Source organism: Arcobacter rhizosphaerae (assembly GCF_049472155.1).
In the GTDB taxonomy this organism is placed as follows: domain Bacteria; phylum Campylobacterota; class Campylobacteria; order Campylobacterales; family Arcobacteraceae; genus Arcobacter_B.
On sequence record NZ_JBMOVW010000006.1, the window covers coordinates 39,541 to 53,775 of the forward strand.

19 protein-coding genes are annotated in these 14,235 nt (G+C 28.4%); 6 read left to right on the forward strand and 13 right to left on the reverse strand.

Annotated elements, in window-relative coordinates; genetic code table 11:
• Positions 1–133 precede the first annotated feature (133 nt).
• The 6 genes from rplQ to rpmJ are packed head-to-tail and all read right to left on the reverse strand — an operon-like array spanning position 134 to position 3,047.
• Complete coding sequence (gene rplQ / locus ACH5BH_RS10360) at positions 134–484, reverse strand: 50S ribosomal protein L17 (RefSeq protein ID WP_404303808.1); 351 nt, start codon at positions 482–484, stop codon at positions 134–136.
• Between the two features lie 15 nt (positions 485–499).
• Positions 500–1,498 carry a DNA-directed RNA polymerase subunit alpha gene (locus tag ACH5BH_RS10365; RefSeq protein ID WP_404303807.1) on the reverse strand — a complete coding sequence of 333 codons (999 nt, stop codon included), beginning with the start codon at positions 1,496–1,498 and terminating at the stop codon, positions 500–502.
• Between the two features lie 21 nt (positions 1,499–1,519).
• Positions 1,520–2,146, reverse strand: coding sequence for a 30S ribosomal protein S4 (gene rpsD / locus ACH5BH_RS10370; protein WP_404303806.1), 627 nt, complete (start codon positions 2,144–2,146; stop codon positions 1,520–1,522).
• A 9-nt stretch (positions 2,147–2,155) separates the two neighbouring features.
• Positions 2,156–2,548: a 30S ribosomal protein S11 gene (gene rpsK / locus ACH5BH_RS10375; RefSeq protein ID WP_404303805.1), complete on the reverse strand. Its 393-nt coding sequence runs from the start codon at positions 2,546–2,548 to the stop codon at positions 2,156–2,158.
• A gap of 10 nt (positions 2,549–2,558) precedes the next feature.
• Complete coding sequence (rpsM, locus tag ACH5BH_RS10380) at positions 2,559–2,927, reverse strand: 30S ribosomal protein S13 (RefSeq protein WP_404303804.1); 369 nt, start codon at positions 2,925–2,927, stop codon at positions 2,559–2,561.
• A 6-nt stretch (positions 2,928–2,933) separates the two neighbouring features.
• The gene (gene rpmJ / locus ACH5BH_RS10385; RefSeq protein ID WP_254577927.1) at positions 2,934–3,047 is read right to left on the reverse strand and encodes a 50S ribosomal protein L36; all 114 of its coding nucleotides are present in this window, start codon (positions 3,045–3,047) and stop codon (positions 2,934–2,936) included.
• Between the two features lie 325 nt (positions 3,048–3,372).
• Here rpmJ and ACH5BH_RS10390 point away from each other — a divergent pair, with 325 nt between their 5' ends.
• Positions 3,373–3,735, forward strand: a complete 363-nt coding sequence (locus ACH5BH_RS10390; RefSeq protein ID WP_423298297.1) for an HIT family protein — start codon at positions 3,373–3,375, stop codon at positions 3,733–3,735.
• Between the two features lie 22 nt (positions 3,736–3,757).
• Here ACH5BH_RS10390 and ACH5BH_RS10395 read toward each other — a convergent pair whose 3' ends face one another.
• From ACH5BH_RS10395 to ACH5BH_RS10405, 3 genes are all read right to left on the reverse strand, one after another.
• Complete coding sequence (locus tag ACH5BH_RS10395; RefSeq protein WP_423298298.1) at positions 3,758–4,684, reverse strand: exopolyphosphatase; 927 nt, start codon at positions 4,682–4,684, stop codon at positions 3,758–3,760.
• Positions 4,685–4,806: 122 nt separating this feature from the next.
• Positions 4,807–5,871 carry a 3-isopropylmalate dehydrogenase gene (leuB, locus tag ACH5BH_RS10400; RefSeq protein ID WP_423298299.1) on the reverse strand — a complete coding sequence of 355 codons (1,065 nt, stop codon included), beginning with the start codon at positions 5,869–5,871 and terminating at the stop codon, positions 4,807–4,809.
• Positions 5,872–6,381, reverse strand: coding sequence for a 3-isopropylmalate dehydratase small subunit (locus ACH5BH_RS10405; protein WP_404303799.1), 510 nt, complete (start codon positions 6,379–6,381; stop codon positions 5,872–5,874).
• A 174-nt stretch (positions 6,382–6,555) separates the two neighbouring features.
• Between ACH5BH_RS10405 and rpoD the strand changes: the two genes are divergently transcribed.
• Complete coding sequence (gene rpoD, locus ACH5BH_RS10410) at positions 6,556–8,409, forward strand: RNA polymerase sigma factor RpoD (protein ID WP_404303798.1); 1,854 nt, start codon at positions 6,556–6,558, stop codon at positions 8,407–8,409.
• A gap of 1 nt (position 8,410) precedes the next feature.
• On the forward strand, positions 8,411–9,091 hold the full coding sequence (locus ACH5BH_RS10415) for a hypothetical protein (protein ID WP_404303796.1): 681 nt from the start codon (positions 8,411–8,413) through the stop codon (positions 9,089–9,091).
• Between the two features lie 8 nt (positions 9,092–9,099).
• Here the strand turns inward: ACH5BH_RS10415 and ACH5BH_RS10420 are convergent, their stop codons facing one another.
• The 4 genes from ACH5BH_RS10420 to hemL are packed head-to-tail and all read right to left on the reverse strand — an operon-like array spanning position 9,100 to position 11,563.
• Complete coding sequence (locus ACH5BH_RS10420; protein WP_423298300.1) at positions 9,100–9,705, reverse strand: hypothetical protein; 606 nt, start codon at positions 9,703–9,705, stop codon at positions 9,100–9,102.
• The gene (locus ACH5BH_RS10425) at positions 9,641–9,949 is read right to left on the reverse strand and encodes an AtpZ/AtpI family protein (RefSeq protein ID WP_404303793.1); all 309 of its coding nucleotides are present in this window, start codon (positions 9,947–9,949) and stop codon (positions 9,641–9,643) included. Before ACH5BH_RS10425 ends, ACH5BH_RS10420 begins: the two co-directional genes overlap by 65 nt.
• 9 nt (positions 9,950–9,958) lie before the next feature.
• Positions 9,959–10,273 carry a pyrimidine/purine nucleoside phosphorylase gene (ppnP, locus tag ACH5BH_RS10430; protein ID WP_404303792.1) on the reverse strand — a complete coding sequence of 105 codons (315 nt, stop codon included), beginning with the start codon at positions 10,271–10,273 and terminating at the stop codon, positions 9,959–9,961.
• A gap of 9 nt (positions 10,274–10,282) precedes the next feature.
• Positions 10,283–11,563, reverse strand: coding sequence for a glutamate-1-semialdehyde 2,1-aminomutase (hemL, locus tag ACH5BH_RS10435; RefSeq protein WP_423298301.1), 1,281 nt, complete (start codon positions 11,561–11,563; stop codon positions 10,283–10,285).
• Positions 11,564–11,681: 118 nt separating this feature from the next.
• On the opposite strand from hemL, the gene ACH5BH_RS10440 reads away from it, so the two are divergent.
• The 3 genes from ACH5BH_RS10440 to ACH5BH_RS10450 all read left to right on the forward strand — a co-directional run bounded on the left by ACH5BH_RS10440 (position 11,682) and on the right by ACH5BH_RS10450 (position 14,191).
• Entirely contained in the window at positions 11,682–12,461 is a 780-nt protein-coding gene (locus ACH5BH_RS10440) for an energy transducer TonB (protein WP_423298302.1), read from the forward strand.
• Between the two features lie 14 nt (positions 12,462–12,475).
• Positions 12,476–13,201 carry a hypothetical protein gene (locus ACH5BH_RS10445; RefSeq protein ID WP_423298303.1) on the forward strand — a complete coding sequence of 242 codons (726 nt, stop codon included), beginning with the start codon at positions 12,476–12,478 and terminating at the stop codon, positions 13,199–13,201.
• 69 nt (positions 13,202–13,270) lie between these two features.
• Complete coding sequence (locus tag ACH5BH_RS10450) at positions 13,271–14,191, forward strand: methylenetetrahydrofolate reductase (RefSeq protein WP_404303787.1); 921 nt, start codon at positions 13,271–13,273, stop codon at positions 14,189–14,191.
• Positions 14,192–14,235: the final 44 nt, after the last annotated feature.

Genomic DNA, 14,235 nt, shown 5'->3' on the forward strand with positions numbered 1-14,235 from the left:
ATTTTGGTAAATTAAAATTAAATGAAATTAAAAAGAAATTTTTAAGCTAAATAGTATTTGAAAGTATTATTTTTTTGTAAAAAAAAAGGTAGAAGTTAAAACTTCTACCTTTCTTATATTGTATAAATAAAAATTATACGAATGAAATGAATGCCATTTGAGTAGCATCACCTCTTCTAATTCTTGTTTTAACAATTGAAGTATATCCACCATTTCTTGTTTCGTACTTTGGTGCGATTTCATTGATAAGTTTTTTAGTAGCTTCTTTGTCTTGTAATGCTTTGAAAACAGCTCTGTGAGTGTTTAAATCTGCATTTCTAGCAGTAGTTACTAATCTTTCAATATATCTTCTTAATTCTTTTGCTTTTGGAACAGTTGTTTCAATTTTTTCTCTCTCGATTAAAGCGATTGCCATGTTTTTTAATAACGCTTTTCTATGAGAAGAAGTTCTGCTTAATCTTCTATATCCATGCTTATGTCTCATATTACTAACCCTTAATTATGCTTTTAGTTGCTCTAACTTTCTTCTTAATGCAGAAGCAACATTTTCTGGAAGTGTATCTTCAACTGGGAATCCTAAAGATTCTAATTTCTCAGCAATCTCATCGTAAGATTTTTTCCCTAAGTTTTTAATATTTTTTACTTCAACTTCACTCATAAGTACTAATTCACCTAAGAATTTTAATCCAGCTCTATCTAAAGAGTTGAATGATCTAGCACTTAAATTTAAATCATCAATTTTAATAATTAAATCTTTAAGTTCTACTGGTTCTTCACCTGCATCACTTACTGTTACTTCAGATAAATCAAATACTTTGTTAAATACTGACATTTGTGAATACATAACAGATACTGCTTCTTTAAAAGCAGTAATTGGAGAAATTTGTCCATTTGTTTGTACGTTAAATACAGCTTTTTCAAAGTTAGGATTATCTTCAACTAACATTTTTTCAATATCGTAAACTACCTTTTTTACTGGTGTAAAGAAAGCATCGATTGGAATGTAATCTGGTCCAACAATATCTCTAATATCTTCAGAAGGCATATATCCTATACCTTTTTGAATAATTACAGAGAATGTAAGATTACAATCTGAGTTAATAGTAGCTAGGTGTGCATCTGGAGAAACAACTTCTACATCAGCATTAATTAAATCTTCACCTTTAATCTCTTTTGGTCCGTTAAAAGAGTATTCAACTACTACTTGCTCTTCTTCGCTATTTATTTTAAACTTAATATTTTTAAGATTAATAACAAATATAGCTATATCTTCTAGCATCCCTCTTAATGAGTCAAACTCATGAGAAGCACCTTCAATTTTAACTGCAATTGGTGCGTAACCAACTGAAGAGCTTAATAAAAGTCTTCTTAAAGGGTGTGCCAAAGTAATTGCAAAACCACTCTCAAATGGATATGCAGAAATCTTAGCTTCGTTATCACTAATAGCTTCAATTTCAACTTCAGTTGGTAAAAACGGTGTATCTGCAAACTTCTTCATTGGCTACCTTTTTGCTCTCAATTATTTAGAATATAACTCTACGATTAATCTCTCTTCTACAGGAATAACAACTTCTTCTCTAGTTGGGATTCTTGTGAAAATTCCGAATACTTTATCTTTATCTACATCTACCCAGTCAACTAGTCCAGTTTGGTTAGTTAACTCTAAAGATCTAACGATTTGTGGGTTAGTTTTAGATTTTTCTCTGATTTCAATTTTTTGACCTGGTTTAACAACGTAAGAAGGAATATCAACTTTCTTACCATCAACTAAGATGTGTCCATGAGTTGTAAATTGTCTAGCATTTGCTCTAGTTGAAGCAAATCCCATTCTATATACAACATTGTCAAGTCTTTGCTCGATTAAAGTAATTAAGTTAGCACCTGTATTACCTTCTCTTCTTGCAGCTTCTTTAAAGTATTTTCTGAATTGTTTTTCAGAAACACCATACATGAATTTAGCTTTTTGCTTTTCTCTTAATTGTAAACCATATTCAGAAATTTTAGTTCTTCTTTGTCCGTGTTGTCCTGGAGCAAATGGTCTTTTTTCTAATGCAGATTTACCGTTAAGTCTTCTTTCACCTTTTAATCCAAGGTCTGCATCTAATCTTCTTTCGATTTTTTCTACTGGTCCTCTATATCTTGCCATAATTGCCCCTTACACTCTTCTTCTTTTAGGTGGTCTACAACCATTATGTGGTAATGGTGTAACATCTTTAAACCAAGTAACTCTGATACCTTCAATAGCACCTACAGATTTAACTGCAGTATCTCTACCAGATCCTGGTCCTTGAATTTTAATACCAACGTTTTTAATTCCATGTTCCATTGCTTTTTGCATTGCATCTTCTACAGCAGCTTGTGCAGCAAATGGAGTTGACTTCTTAGAACCTTTAAATCCTAAGCTTCCAGCACTTGACCATGCGATTGCATTACCTGCATTGTCAGATACAGTAACCATAGTATTGTTAAATGTTGCAGCAATATGTACAACACCGTCAGCAATATTTTTTCTTACAATTTTTTTTCTAGTAACTTTTCTTTTTGCCATCTACAATCCCTTATTTAGCTGCTGCACCAACAGTTTTCTTTTTACCTTTTCTTGTTCTAGCATTAGTCTTAGTCTTTTGCCCTCTACAAGGTAAACCTTTTCTGTGTCTTAAACCTCTGTATGAACCTAAGTCCATTAAAGCTTTAATATCCATAGCAACTTTTTTTCTTAAATCACCCTCAACTTGGTAGTTCTTTTGGATTTCAAGTCTAATTGCTGCTGCTTCATCTTCTGTTAATTCGTGTGCTCTTTTGTTTCTATCAATACCTACAGCATCTAAGATTAATCTAGAGTTATGTAAACCAATACCGTAAACATAAGTTAACGCGTATTCCATTCTCTTTTTATTTGGTAAATCAACACCTGCGATTCTTGCCATGTCTTTTTATCCTTGTCTTTGTTTGTGTTTTTTGTTTTCGCAGATTACTCTTACGATACCATTTCTTTTGATAACTTTACATTTATCACACATTTTCTTTACTGAAGCTCTAACTTTCATCAGTCATTCCTCTTTTTGTGTTTATTACCACTTTTCAACAGGCAAGAGACGTAAACAAACGATATAATCTTTACCGTATCATTTGTCTTAACCTATATTTTCTCTAAATATTCAGGAGTAAAAATAGTAGGCTATAGTAAAGCGTTTGCTTTAACGCTACTCCTACCAACTCTTTATAAAACACAAATATTTTATAAAAACTTCCTTGATGGTTGAAAAAATGGATTCGGATTATAATTAATTTTTACTTAAATATAGTTTAAAGCTTAAACTTATTTCAGCTTTGTTGTTGTAAAATACGAATAACACTTATAAAAGGATTTAAATGTCTAAAATTTTTACAAATGAATTAATAAACATACAAATTGAACAAAGCGAAATTCCATGGCTTAAAATTTTCACAAATAAAAATTTAAAAGAATTATCTCATTGTGATACTGAAACTAAAATGGAAATATTTAGATGTTTAGATATTATTGAAAAAACAATGCTTGATTATTTTAATTGTGACAAAGTAAACATTGCTTCATTTGGAAATTATGTACCTCATGTACATTTTCATATAATGGCAAGATTTAAAGAAGACTCATATTTCCCTGAACCAATGTGGGGAAAAAAACAAAGAGAATCTGATCTTAGACTACCTTCTTTTGAAGGGTTTTATGAATTAATAAAGAAAAGTTTATAAACTTTTCTTTATTTTATGGAGTTTATCCATCTGCATTGATTTGTGCAATTAATTCTTCTAAAACTTTTGGTGCATCCTCATGACTTGGTTGACATCCACCAGCTGCCTCATGTCCTCCTCCATCATATTTAAGCATTAACTCACCTACATTTGTTTTTGAAGTTTTATTTATAATAGATTTACCTGTACTATAAACTACATTTTGTTTATCTCTTCCCCAAACAACATGAATTGAAATATTTGTTTGAGGATACATAGCATAAACTAAAAATCTATTACCTGGATAAATTATTTCTTCATCTCTATAGTCTATAATTACTAAATTTTTATGAACTGTAGTACATCTTTCAAGTTGTTCTTTAAACTCTTTTTCATATTTAAAGTATAAATCAACTCTTTCTTTAACATCTCTCAAAGATAAAATATCTTCAATTGTATGATCTTTACAGTAATCAATTAAATCCATCATTAATTGATAATTTGACACTGTAAATTCTCTAAATCTTCCAAGTCCAGTTCTACTGTCCATTAAAAAACTTAATAACTCCCAACCTTTAGGATTTAATATATCTTCTTTCGTAAATGCTGCACTATCTGCTTTGTTAGCTGCAATCATCATATCATCAAAAGCTTCTGGAAATTTTTCTTTTCCTCCATAGTATTGATATACAACTTCTGCGGCACTTGGTGCTTTTGCATCAATAATATGATTATCTTTTTTTTCATTTCTTAATGTTTCACTAAAATGATGATCAAAAGCTAAATAAACACCATTAACGTAAGGCAAATTTGTAGTAATATCATTAGAAGTAATTTCTACTTTTCCATCTTGCATATCTTTTGGGTGTACAAATGTAATTTCATCTATTATTCCAAGATACTTCATAAGTGTTCCACACACTAAACCATCCATATCACTTCTAGTAACAAGTCTATATTTCTTATCCATAAGAACTTCCTAAATTAAAGTTTTGATTATTCTATCATAAATGATTATTAAATTCTATTAAATAATTATATTTAATTAAAAAGTATTAAAAGGTTTAGTAAAAAAGGGGTTTCCCTTTTTTACTATTTAATGTAGTTAGCGATTATATCACCCATTTCTGCAGTTGTTACAACTTCTTTAGCATCATAAGCGGCTAAATCTTTTGTTCTGTATCCATCTTTTAGTACATTTCTAATAGCTGTTTCAATTTTATTTGCAGCTTCTTCTTCACCTAATGAATATCTTAACATCATTGCTGCACTTTCAATAGTAGCAATAGGATTAGCAATACCTTGTCCTGCAATATCAGGAGCTGAACCATGAATTGGCTCATAAATTGCTGTTTTATCACCAGTTGAAGCTGATGGCAATAATCCAATTGATCCAACAACCATTGAAGCTGTATCTGATAAGATATCTCCAAAAATATTTCCTGTTACAATTACATCAAATTGTTTTGGATTTCTTACAAGTTGCATAGCTGCATTATCAACATACATGTGTGTTAACTCAACTGATGGATACTCTTTTGCAATTTCCTCCATTGTATCTCTCCATAATTGAGATACTTCAAGTACATTTGCTTTATCTACAGAACAAACTCTTTTGTCTCTTTTCATAGCAAATTCGAAAGCTTGTCTACCAATTCTTTCAATTTCTGGTTTTGTATAAACCATAGTATTATAAGCTTTTTGTCCATCATTTGCTCTTGGTTGACCAAAGTAAATACCACCGATTAACTCTCTTACAACCATGATATCACAACCTTCAATAACTTCAGGTTTTAATGTAGATGCATTAACTAATTCGTCATATACAATTGCAGGTCTTAAGTTAGCATAAACACCCATTTCTTCTCTGAATTTTAAAAGTCCTGTTTCTGGTCTTAATTCTCTTGGTAAAGTATCCCATTTTTCACCTCCAATTGCTCCAAATAAACAAGCATCAGAATTTAAAACACCATCAACTGTTTCTTGAGGTAAAGGAACACCTGTTTCATCAATCGCAATTCCACCCATTAAGTATTCTTTATAATCAAGTGTAAAATTACAAGCCCCTGCAACTGTATCTAAAACCTTAATAGCTTCATCAACTATTTCAGGACCAATTCCATCACCTTTAATTAAAGAAATATTATATCTTTTCATTTAGTTATTTTCCTTTTCTTTTGCTGCTTCAATATTAGCAAAGTTAATTAATCCACCAGCTGCAATTAGCTCTTGCATAAAATCTGGAATAGGAATAAATTTATATGTTTTATTAGTTGTATTATTAGTAATTTCACCTGCATCTAAATTAATAGAAATTTCTTCACCTTCTTTAATTTCTAAAGACTCAGGTAATTCAAAAATAGGTAAACCCATATTAAATGCATTTCTATAAAAGATTCTCGCAAATGAAGGTGCAACTACTGCTGCAACACCTGCTGCTTTTAAAGCAATTGGTGCATGTTCTCTAGAGCTTCCACATCCAAAGTTTTCACCTGCAACGATAATATCACCTTTTTGTAACTTCTTTGGGAAGTCTGGATCTGCATCTTCCATTACATATTTTGCTAAATGTTCAGGGTCTGAACTATTTAAATATCTTGCTGCAATAATTACATCTGTATCAATATTTGCACCAAAATTCCATACTTTTCCAGTAATTTTATTCATATTTTGTATCCTTGTATTCAATAAATCTTTAATCTATTAAACATGATTATTTTCAGAAAACATACATTTTATCTAAAATTTTAGTAATATTTGATTAAATAACATTTTTTTAATAAGTTTCTTATGTAATTTCGGTATAATAAATGCCTATCTTAAGAAGGGGATTTTTCGTCAATGAGTGCCAAAGATTTAAATAAAGCTATAGAGCAAACTGTAAAAGAATACAAAGACTCTATTTTAACTTATGAAAAAATTATTAAAATCTTTCCTAAAGCTCCATCAGCAGCAAATGTAAAAAAACTTTTAGCTTTTATACAACTATACAACGTAACTGTTATTAGTTCTCAAGAACAAGCAAAAAGAATGAATGCTGAAGAAGCCAAAAAGAAAAGAGAACAAAGAGAAAAATTAATCGAAAATGAAGATGATGTTTTTGATTTATTAAAGAATAAAGAATTATTAGAGTGGTCTAGATCTGATTCTCCTGTAAGAATGTATTTAAGAGAAATGGGTCAAATTCCATTACTTACAAAAGAAGAAGAAATTGAAATTTCTAAAAAAATTGAAATGGGTGAGGATGTTATTCTTGATGCCATTTGTTATGTACCATACTTAATTGATTTTATTTTAGAGTACAAAGAACCTCTTGTAAATAGAGAGAGAAAAGTAAAAGAACTTTTCAGAAACTTTGATGATGAAGATTCTGATGATTCTGCTGATGATGTTGAAACAGAAGTAGATTCTGATGATTCTGATGATGAAGCTGGAAAGAAAAATAAAAAACTTGATAAAAGAGCTCAAACTATTATTGATTCTTTTAAAATTTTAGAAAAAGCTAAAAAAGATTGGCTTAAATTCTTAGCAAAAGAATCAGCAAAATCTGATGATGAAATTCATCAAATGCAATTTAATTTAGCAGTTGCTTATAAAAAAAGAGTTTTAAAAGAAGCTTTATTAGATTTAGGTCCAACATCTAAACTTATTACTGAAATTGTAAAAGCTATGGAAACTGCACTTAAATCTGATACTGGTTTTGATAGTGAACTTAAAAGATTAGAGTATAGATTACCTTTATTTAATGATACATTATTAGCTAATCACCAAAAGATTTTAGATAATATTGTTAATTTATCAAAAGTACAAATTACTTCTATGGTTCCAGAAGCAACAATGGTTTCTACTTATATGGAAATTAAAAAGTTATTTCAAACTAAAGAAGCCTCAAAAGGTGGATTTGATCTTGAACCAGAAGAGCTTAAAGATGTTTTAGAACAAATCAAAAGAGGTAAACAAATTACTGATAAGGCTAAGACTAGAATGGCTAAATCAAACCTTAGACTTGTTGTATCTATTGCAAAAAGATACACAAATAGAGGTTTACCATTCTTAGACTTAATTCAAGAAGGTAATATTGGTCTTATGAAAGCTGTTGATAAGTTTGAGTATAAAAAAGGTTATAAATTCTCTACTTATGCAACATGGTGGATTAGACAAGCAATTTCAAGAGCAATTGCAGATCAAGCTAGAACTATTAGAATTCCAATTCACATGATTGAGACTATTAATAGAATTAATAAAATCATTAGAAAAGGTATCCAAGAAAATGGTAAAGAGCCAGATGTTGATGATATCGCAAAAGAAGTAGGACTTGCAGTTGACAAGGTAAAACAAGTAATTAAGATTACGAAAGAACCTGTATCACTTGAAGCACCTATTGGATCTGATGATGATGGTAAGTTTGGTGACTTTGTACCTGATGAAAAAGCCCCAACTCCAGTTGATAATATTATGAAAGAAGACTTACAAGGACAAATTGATCAAATTTTAGCACAGCTTAATGAAAGAGAGCAAGCAGTTGTTAGAATGAGATTTGGACTTATGGATGATGCTTCTGATAGAACACTTGAAGAAATTGGTAAAGAGTTATCAGTTACTAGAGAAAGAGTAAGACAAATTGAATCAAGTGCAATTAAGAAACTAAAACATCCTAAAGTAGGTAAAAATCTTAAAAATTACGTAGAGAGTTAAAATGAACTTCTTTGAAGACTGGGTTGATTTAGATTTAAACCCTATAATATCTTTTAATCAAAGTGGTAAAATTACTTACTCCAATAGTGAAGCTCAATTTTTGCTTAGTAGAATTAAGCAAAATGAGCTTTTTGAGTTAGCATTGAAATATGCTTCTCAATCTTTTGGAGTAAAAACTTCATACATTAATTTAACTATGAAAAGTTATACTTTTTATGCCATTACAGTAAAGTATGAAGATGAAGACGAAATTCACATTAAACTTTATAAAAGTGCAATGGTAAAAAAAGAATCAAAACTAAATATTTCTAATGTTGATAATACAAATATTTTTACAATACTTGATTTGGCTATCTCAACACAAAAAATCAAAAATAATATTAACTATATAAAAAATTATGACCCTTCTATTCCTGATTTTAAAATAGAAGCAAGTTCTTTTATAAAAGTAGTAAATGAAATATTACAAACATTTAACAATGCAGAAACTATCAAATGTTCTGTAATGCTTAAAATTGGTGAATATATTAGAATTGATGGGAAAAAATACTCTTTAATAAGTGTAAAATTTCAAGCAGATAAAAAAGCAGATGTTACAACACTTAAAGCAAAAGATCATTCATCTTTTATTTTAAGCTGTGAAGAAGACAATATTATTATTGATCTACCTCTGATTATTTAAATTATTCTCTAAGTTCTAAACACAAACTTAGAGAATAAAACACCAATAGGAACTACACCTAGACCAATTAAAAAAGCAATAGGTAAAAATAAATTATTATTGTTTAATGCAAAAAATGAAAAAACTAATAAACCATATCCTAAAACTCTATAAATAGATAAAAAGCCACCTGCTGAAAATATTGTATTTTTCAAAGAATTTCTTTTTACTTTTGATTTCTCATCATTTATTATTTCTTTTATTTTTTCAGTAGTAAGTTCATCTTCTGGAATTTCCTCATTTTGACTATATAAATCATAAGGATCATCAATTTCATCTATCTTATCTCTTTGCTCACTTGAATAATCTTGCTTAGAATAATCAACAGTAGAAAGCCTATTTTGTATATTTCTTTTATAAGAGAAGAAAGATGTAATAGTAATAAATAAAGAAGCTATAAATGCAACTTGTGCATTTAATAGCCAATATTTATCATGAAAAAATAAAGAGTATAAAATTAAACAAAAATCAATTACAATAAAAACCTTTGCAAAATCTAAAATAGTTTTATTAATCTTCATCATCGTCGTATGACTTGTCTCCATGTTTAGCTCTATGAGCATATCTAGGATCATTTTCTAATCCTTCAAACTCTTTTTGCGCTCTTTTATATGCTTTAACAATATTTAAAACAGCTGCTGCTAAACCCCAAAATACACCAAGCCATAAAGTCCATTCATAGCCTGTTAAACTTTTAAGTCCATAACCAATACCAAAGCCAATGGCAACAGCAGCGACCATTGAAATACCCAAAGATAAGTTATCTAATGCTCTTAGTTTTCCTTGATGTTTTGGTTCTTTAAATTCTTTATTTTCCATTTAAAGCCTTTATTTTATATATGAACAACAATAATCAGTAATTGTTTTTACTTTAATATCAAAACTTGAATTTGCTGGTACATCAAACGAAGTGTTTGCTGTATATGTATTCCAAGTATCACTCCCTGCAAGTTTTACTTCAACTTCTCCATCAAGTATTTCCATTAATTCAGCAGCATTAGTCCCAAAATTATACGATCCTGGCATCATAATACCTAAAGATTTATCTTCTCCATTTGCATCAACAAAAGATCTACTTGTTACATTTCCATCAAAATATATATTTGCTTTTTTAACTAGGTCTACGCTTTTTAAAATTTCCATTTTATTCTCCTATAAATTTTTCATAACTTCATTAGCTGCTTCAATACAAACTTCAATATCTTTATCTGAAATTGCCGTTGACATAAATCCTGCTTCATATTGAGAACAAGCGAAATAGAAACCTTTTTTTATCATTTCATGATGGAATTTAGCAAATCTATCAAAATCACATTTTCCTACTTCTTTAAAGTTTGTCGGAACTTCCTCACAAAAGAAGAAACCAAACATAGAACCTCTTGTGTCAACTTGTAATGCAATATTATTCTTAGTTGCTACTTCTTTTAATCCAGTTACTAATTTAACTGCTTTTGCATTTAACTGTTCATAAATTTCTGGATTTGATTTTAATTTTTTTAGATTCACTAATCCTGCACTCATAGCAACTGGATTTCCACTTAATGTTCCAGCTTGATATACAGCACCATCAGGAGATAAATGCCCCATAATTTCTTTTGAAGCTGCAAATGCACCTACTGGCATACCAGCACCAATTACTTTACCAAAAGTAATAATATCTGCTTGTTGTTCTAAAATTCCACTAGCACCTTTTAAAGAAGCTCTAAAGCCTGTCATAACTTCATCGAAAATAAGTAATGCACCATTTTCATCACATAATTCTCTACAAGCTTTAATAAACTCAGGACTTGCAGGAACTAATCCCATATTTCCTGCTATTGGTTCAATAATAATACAAGAAATATCAGAAGAATCTTCAAAACATTTTTTTAAGTTTTCAATATTGTTATATTCACAAAGAAGTGTATGTTTAGTTAAATCAGCTGGAACACCAGGACTACTAGGACTTCCAAAAGTAGCTAACCCTGAACCTGCTTGAACTAATAGTGAATCAGAATGACCATGATAACATCCTTCAAATTTAATAATATCATTTTTACCTGTTACACCTCTTGCTAATCTAATAGCTGACATTGTAGCCTCAGTTCCTGAACTTACAAATCTTACTTTATCAATATTATCAAACATTTCAACAATTTCTTGGGCTAATTCAGTTTCTAAAGTAGTTGGTGCACCAAAAGATAAACCTTTTTTAGCTGTTTCAATAACTGCTTTTTCTACATCTTTATCGGCATGACCAAAAATAAGTGGACCCCATGATTGTACAAAATCTACATATTTATTTCCATCTATATCAAAAAGATAAGCACCCTCACCTTTTTCAATAAAAGGTGGTGTTCCTCCTACACTTTTAAAAGCTCTTACAGGTGAATCTACACCACCTGGAATAACTTCTTTTGCTTCTTCGTATGCTTTTATTGAATTATCAAACATTTAATATCCTATTCAGTAGTAATTTTAGGCATAGGATACCTAAAAAACATTTATGTTATAGTAAATCTATATACTTGTGTTAATCTTGTATTAGTATTTTTTTTATATAATCTTTTTTATGAAAATAATACTTGTTGCTTTTTTACTATCAATTTCACTTCATTTCTTATTTCTTTTTTCCATAACTAAAAAAGAAGTCGAGAAGAAACCTTTACAAGAACAAACAAAACAAATAAATAAAACACAAATAAAATATGTAAAACTAAAGAAAAAAGAAGTTGTTGAAAAAGAAAATATTATAAAAAAAATTGAAAAAAAAGATAACCCAAAAAAAATTATAAAAAAAACAACAAAAAAGAAACTAGTTAAAAAAAATAAAGTAAAGGCAAAAAATAAAACCACTAAAAAAGTTATAAAAAAACAAATAAAAAAGAGTAATGACTTACAAAATAAAATATTAAAGAATCAAATCGTAAAAAAAGAAAACTCTATTCAACATAAAACTCTTGAAGATTTTTTATCTCAAAGAAATCCAGAAGAAGAAAAAATGTTAAGTCAAGTTGAACGTCTTTATGGAAGAGAATTTGAAACTTTTACTAAGGTTCAAAAAGCATTTATAAAAAAGAATCTTAATAGATTTCAAGCTATTACTCAAAGAGTTTTAAATAGATTAGGATATCCTTATATTGCAAGAAAAATGAGATTATCAGGAAATAATCAAGTTTCATTTATTTTTCATCCAAATGGTGATATAACAAATTTAAAAATCACAAACTCATCAGGATATTCTATTTTTGATGAATATTCATTGGAATTAATTAGAATAGCATATAAAGACTATCCTAAACCTAAAACACCTACAAAACTTATTTTTAATGTACACTATAGACTTTATTAAAAGGAATACTTAAAATGACAAGAATAAAAGAATTAATAAAAAATTTACTTAAAGGAAAGATACCATTAAAAATTGTATTTTGGATATATTTTATTTTAGTAACATTTTTATTAAATATTTTTATTCAAATAGATTTAAATAATAGCTATTATGAATTAACATTTAATAAAACTCAAACATATATTAATTTAGCTTTATTTTTTTTATTATTTATTTATACTATATTTATTTTTATTGCTGTAATTAAAAGTGCAAACCAATATAAAGGCTCTAAATTTTTAGCTTTTTTAGCTAAACTTACTGTTACAATAAATTTAATTAGTACTCTATTTTCAACACTTGATATTTTAAAAGTTTACTATTTTGAAGATTATTTTATTGGTTCTCAAATAAAAGCCTATAAAGCACAACTTCCTATAAAAGTAAACTCATACACTAACTTGAAAAATATTGATAAAATTGAAAATAAAATATTATATACTTATCAAATTGTAAATAAAAAATTTTCTCATATTGCCAATTTAAATTTAAAGAGTTTCAAAAAAGATGTTCAAAATTCTTTATGTGAAGATGAAACAACACTTGACTTATTAAAAAAAGATTATGTTTTAAAATATAGCTATTTAGATGAAAAAGGCAACAAGCTTATCAATATAGACACTACAAAAAAAACTTGTGGACCAAGTATTTATGATTTAGATATTTTAAAAGAAATACTAAGCAAACAAGGACAAATGTAATTTTTTAAATAATTTTAAACATAAGATAGTAAAATACGATAATTTTAATGATTTATATTAAGGTATTAGATGTTAACAGACAAAATAAGAAATAAAGAAGAAGGTATTATTTTATATGGTATTACGCCACCTAAAGTAAAACATACAGAAGAAGAAATACAACAAATAGCAAAAAAACATGTAGAAAGAATTTCAAAACTAAATGTTGATGGTTTAGTATTATATGATATTCAAGATGAATCAGATAGAACTGATGAAAAAAGACCTTTTCCATTTATCAAAACTATCAATCCTTGTGAGTATTCAAAAAACTACTTACAAGAATTAAAAACTCCAAGAATAGTATATAGAGCAGTAGGAAACTATAATGAAGAGAGGTTTTCTGCTTGGCTTGAAGAAACAAAACAAAGTCAAGTTCACTCAGTTTTTGTAGGAGCAGCTTCCCATGAGCAGCAAACAAATATTACATTGAAACAAGCTTATGAATTAAAAAGAAAAGTAAATGACAATCTTTGTTTAGGTGGAATAGCAATACCAGAACGTCACTCAAAAAAACATGATGAGCATTTAAGAGTTGCTTCAAAAATAAATAGTTCTTGTGAATTTTTTATCACTCAATGTGTTTATGATTTAGAAGCTTCTAAAATATTTTTAACTGATTATGCAAAATATGTAAAAGAAAATAACCTACAAATGGTTCCAATTATTTTTACATTGACACCTTGTGGTAGTGCAAAAACACTTGATTTTATGAAATGGTTGGGAATTAATATTCCAAACTATTTAGAAGAAGATTTAAAAGAATCTGGTAATATTTTAAAAGAATCAGTAAAACTATCAAGAGATATTTTTGAAGAACTTTATATTTTTGGTAAAAAAAGAGGTATTCCTGTAGGTTGTAATATAGAAAGTGTTGCTATTAGAAAAGAAGAGATTGAAGCTTCTGTTGAGCTTCTTGAAGAAGTAAAAAAAATAGTAAAAGAAAATTAAAGATTAAAAATAAAAGTATAATAAAAAAGGGCAACTACAAATGT

Bases quoted from the DNA above. Each gene is read 5' to 3' on its own strand.
- rplQ (WP_404303808.1), bottom strand. From the start codon at position 484: ATGAGACATAAGCATGGATATAGAAGATTAAGCAGAACTTCTTCTCAT.
- ACH5BH_RS10365 (WP_404303807.1), bottom strand. From the start codon at position 1,498: ATGAAGAAGTTTGCAGATACACCGTTTTTACCAACTGAAGTTGAAATT.
- rpsD (WP_404303806.1), bottom strand. From the start codon at position 2,146: ATGGCAAGATATAGAGGACCAGTAGAAAAAATCGAAAGAAGATTAGAT.
- rpsK (WP_404303805.1), bottom strand. From the start codon at position 2,548: ATGGCAAAAAGAAAAGTTACTAGAAAAAAAATTGTAAGAAAAAATATT.
- rpsM (WP_404303804.1), bottom strand. From the start codon at position 2,927: ATGGCAAGAATCGCAGGTGTTGATTTACCAAATAAAAAGAGAATGGAA.
- rpmJ (WP_254577927.1), bottom strand. From the start codon at position 3,047: ATGAAAGTTAGAGCTTCAGTAAAGAAAATGTGTGATAAATGTAAAGTT.
- ACH5BH_RS10390 (WP_423298297.1), top strand. From the start codon at position 3,373: ATGTCTAAAATTTTTACAAATGAATTAATAAACATACAAATTGAACAA.
- ACH5BH_RS10395 (WP_423298298.1), bottom strand. From the start codon at position 4,684: ATGGATAAGAAATATAGACTTGTTACTAGAAGTGATATGGATGGTTTA.
- leuB (WP_423298299.1), bottom strand. From the start codon at position 5,871: ATGAAAAGATATAATATTTCTTTAATTAAAGGTGATGGAATTGGTCCT.
- ACH5BH_RS10405 (WP_404303799.1), bottom strand. From the start codon at position 6,381: ATGAATAAAATTACTGGAAAAGTATGGAATTTTGGTGCAAATATTGAT.
- rpoD (WP_404303798.1), top strand. From the start codon at position 6,556: ATGAGTGCCAAAGATTTAAATAAAGCTATAGAGCAAACTGTAAAAGAA.
- ACH5BH_RS10415 (WP_404303796.1), top strand. From the start codon at position 8,411: ATGAACTTCTTTGAAGACTGGGTTGATTTAGATTTAAACCCTATAATA.
- ACH5BH_RS10420 (WP_423298300.1), bottom strand. From the start codon at position 9,705: ATGATCCTAGATATGCTCATAGAGCTAAACATGGAGACAAGTCATACG.
- ACH5BH_RS10425 (WP_404303793.1), bottom strand. From the start codon at position 9,949: ATGGAAAATAAAGAATTTAAAGAACCAAAACATCAAGGAAAACTAAGA.
- ppnP (WP_404303792.1), bottom strand. From the start codon at position 10,273: ATGGAAATTTTAAAAAGCGTAGACCTAGTTAAAAAAGCAAATATATAT.
- hemL (WP_423298301.1), bottom strand. From the start codon at position 11,563: ATGTTTGATAATTCAATAAAAGCATACGAAGAAGCAAAAGAAGTTATT.
- ACH5BH_RS10440 (WP_423298302.1), top strand. From the start codon at position 11,682: ATGAAAATAATACTTGTTGCTTTTTTACTATCAATTTCACTTCATTTC.
- ACH5BH_RS10445 (WP_423298303.1), top strand. From the start codon at position 12,476: ATGACAAGAATAAAAGAATTAATAAAAAATTTACTTAAAGGAAAGATA.
- ACH5BH_RS10450 (WP_404303787.1), top strand. From the start codon at position 13,271: ATGTTAACAGACAAAATAAGAAATAAAGAAGAAGGTATTATTTTATAT.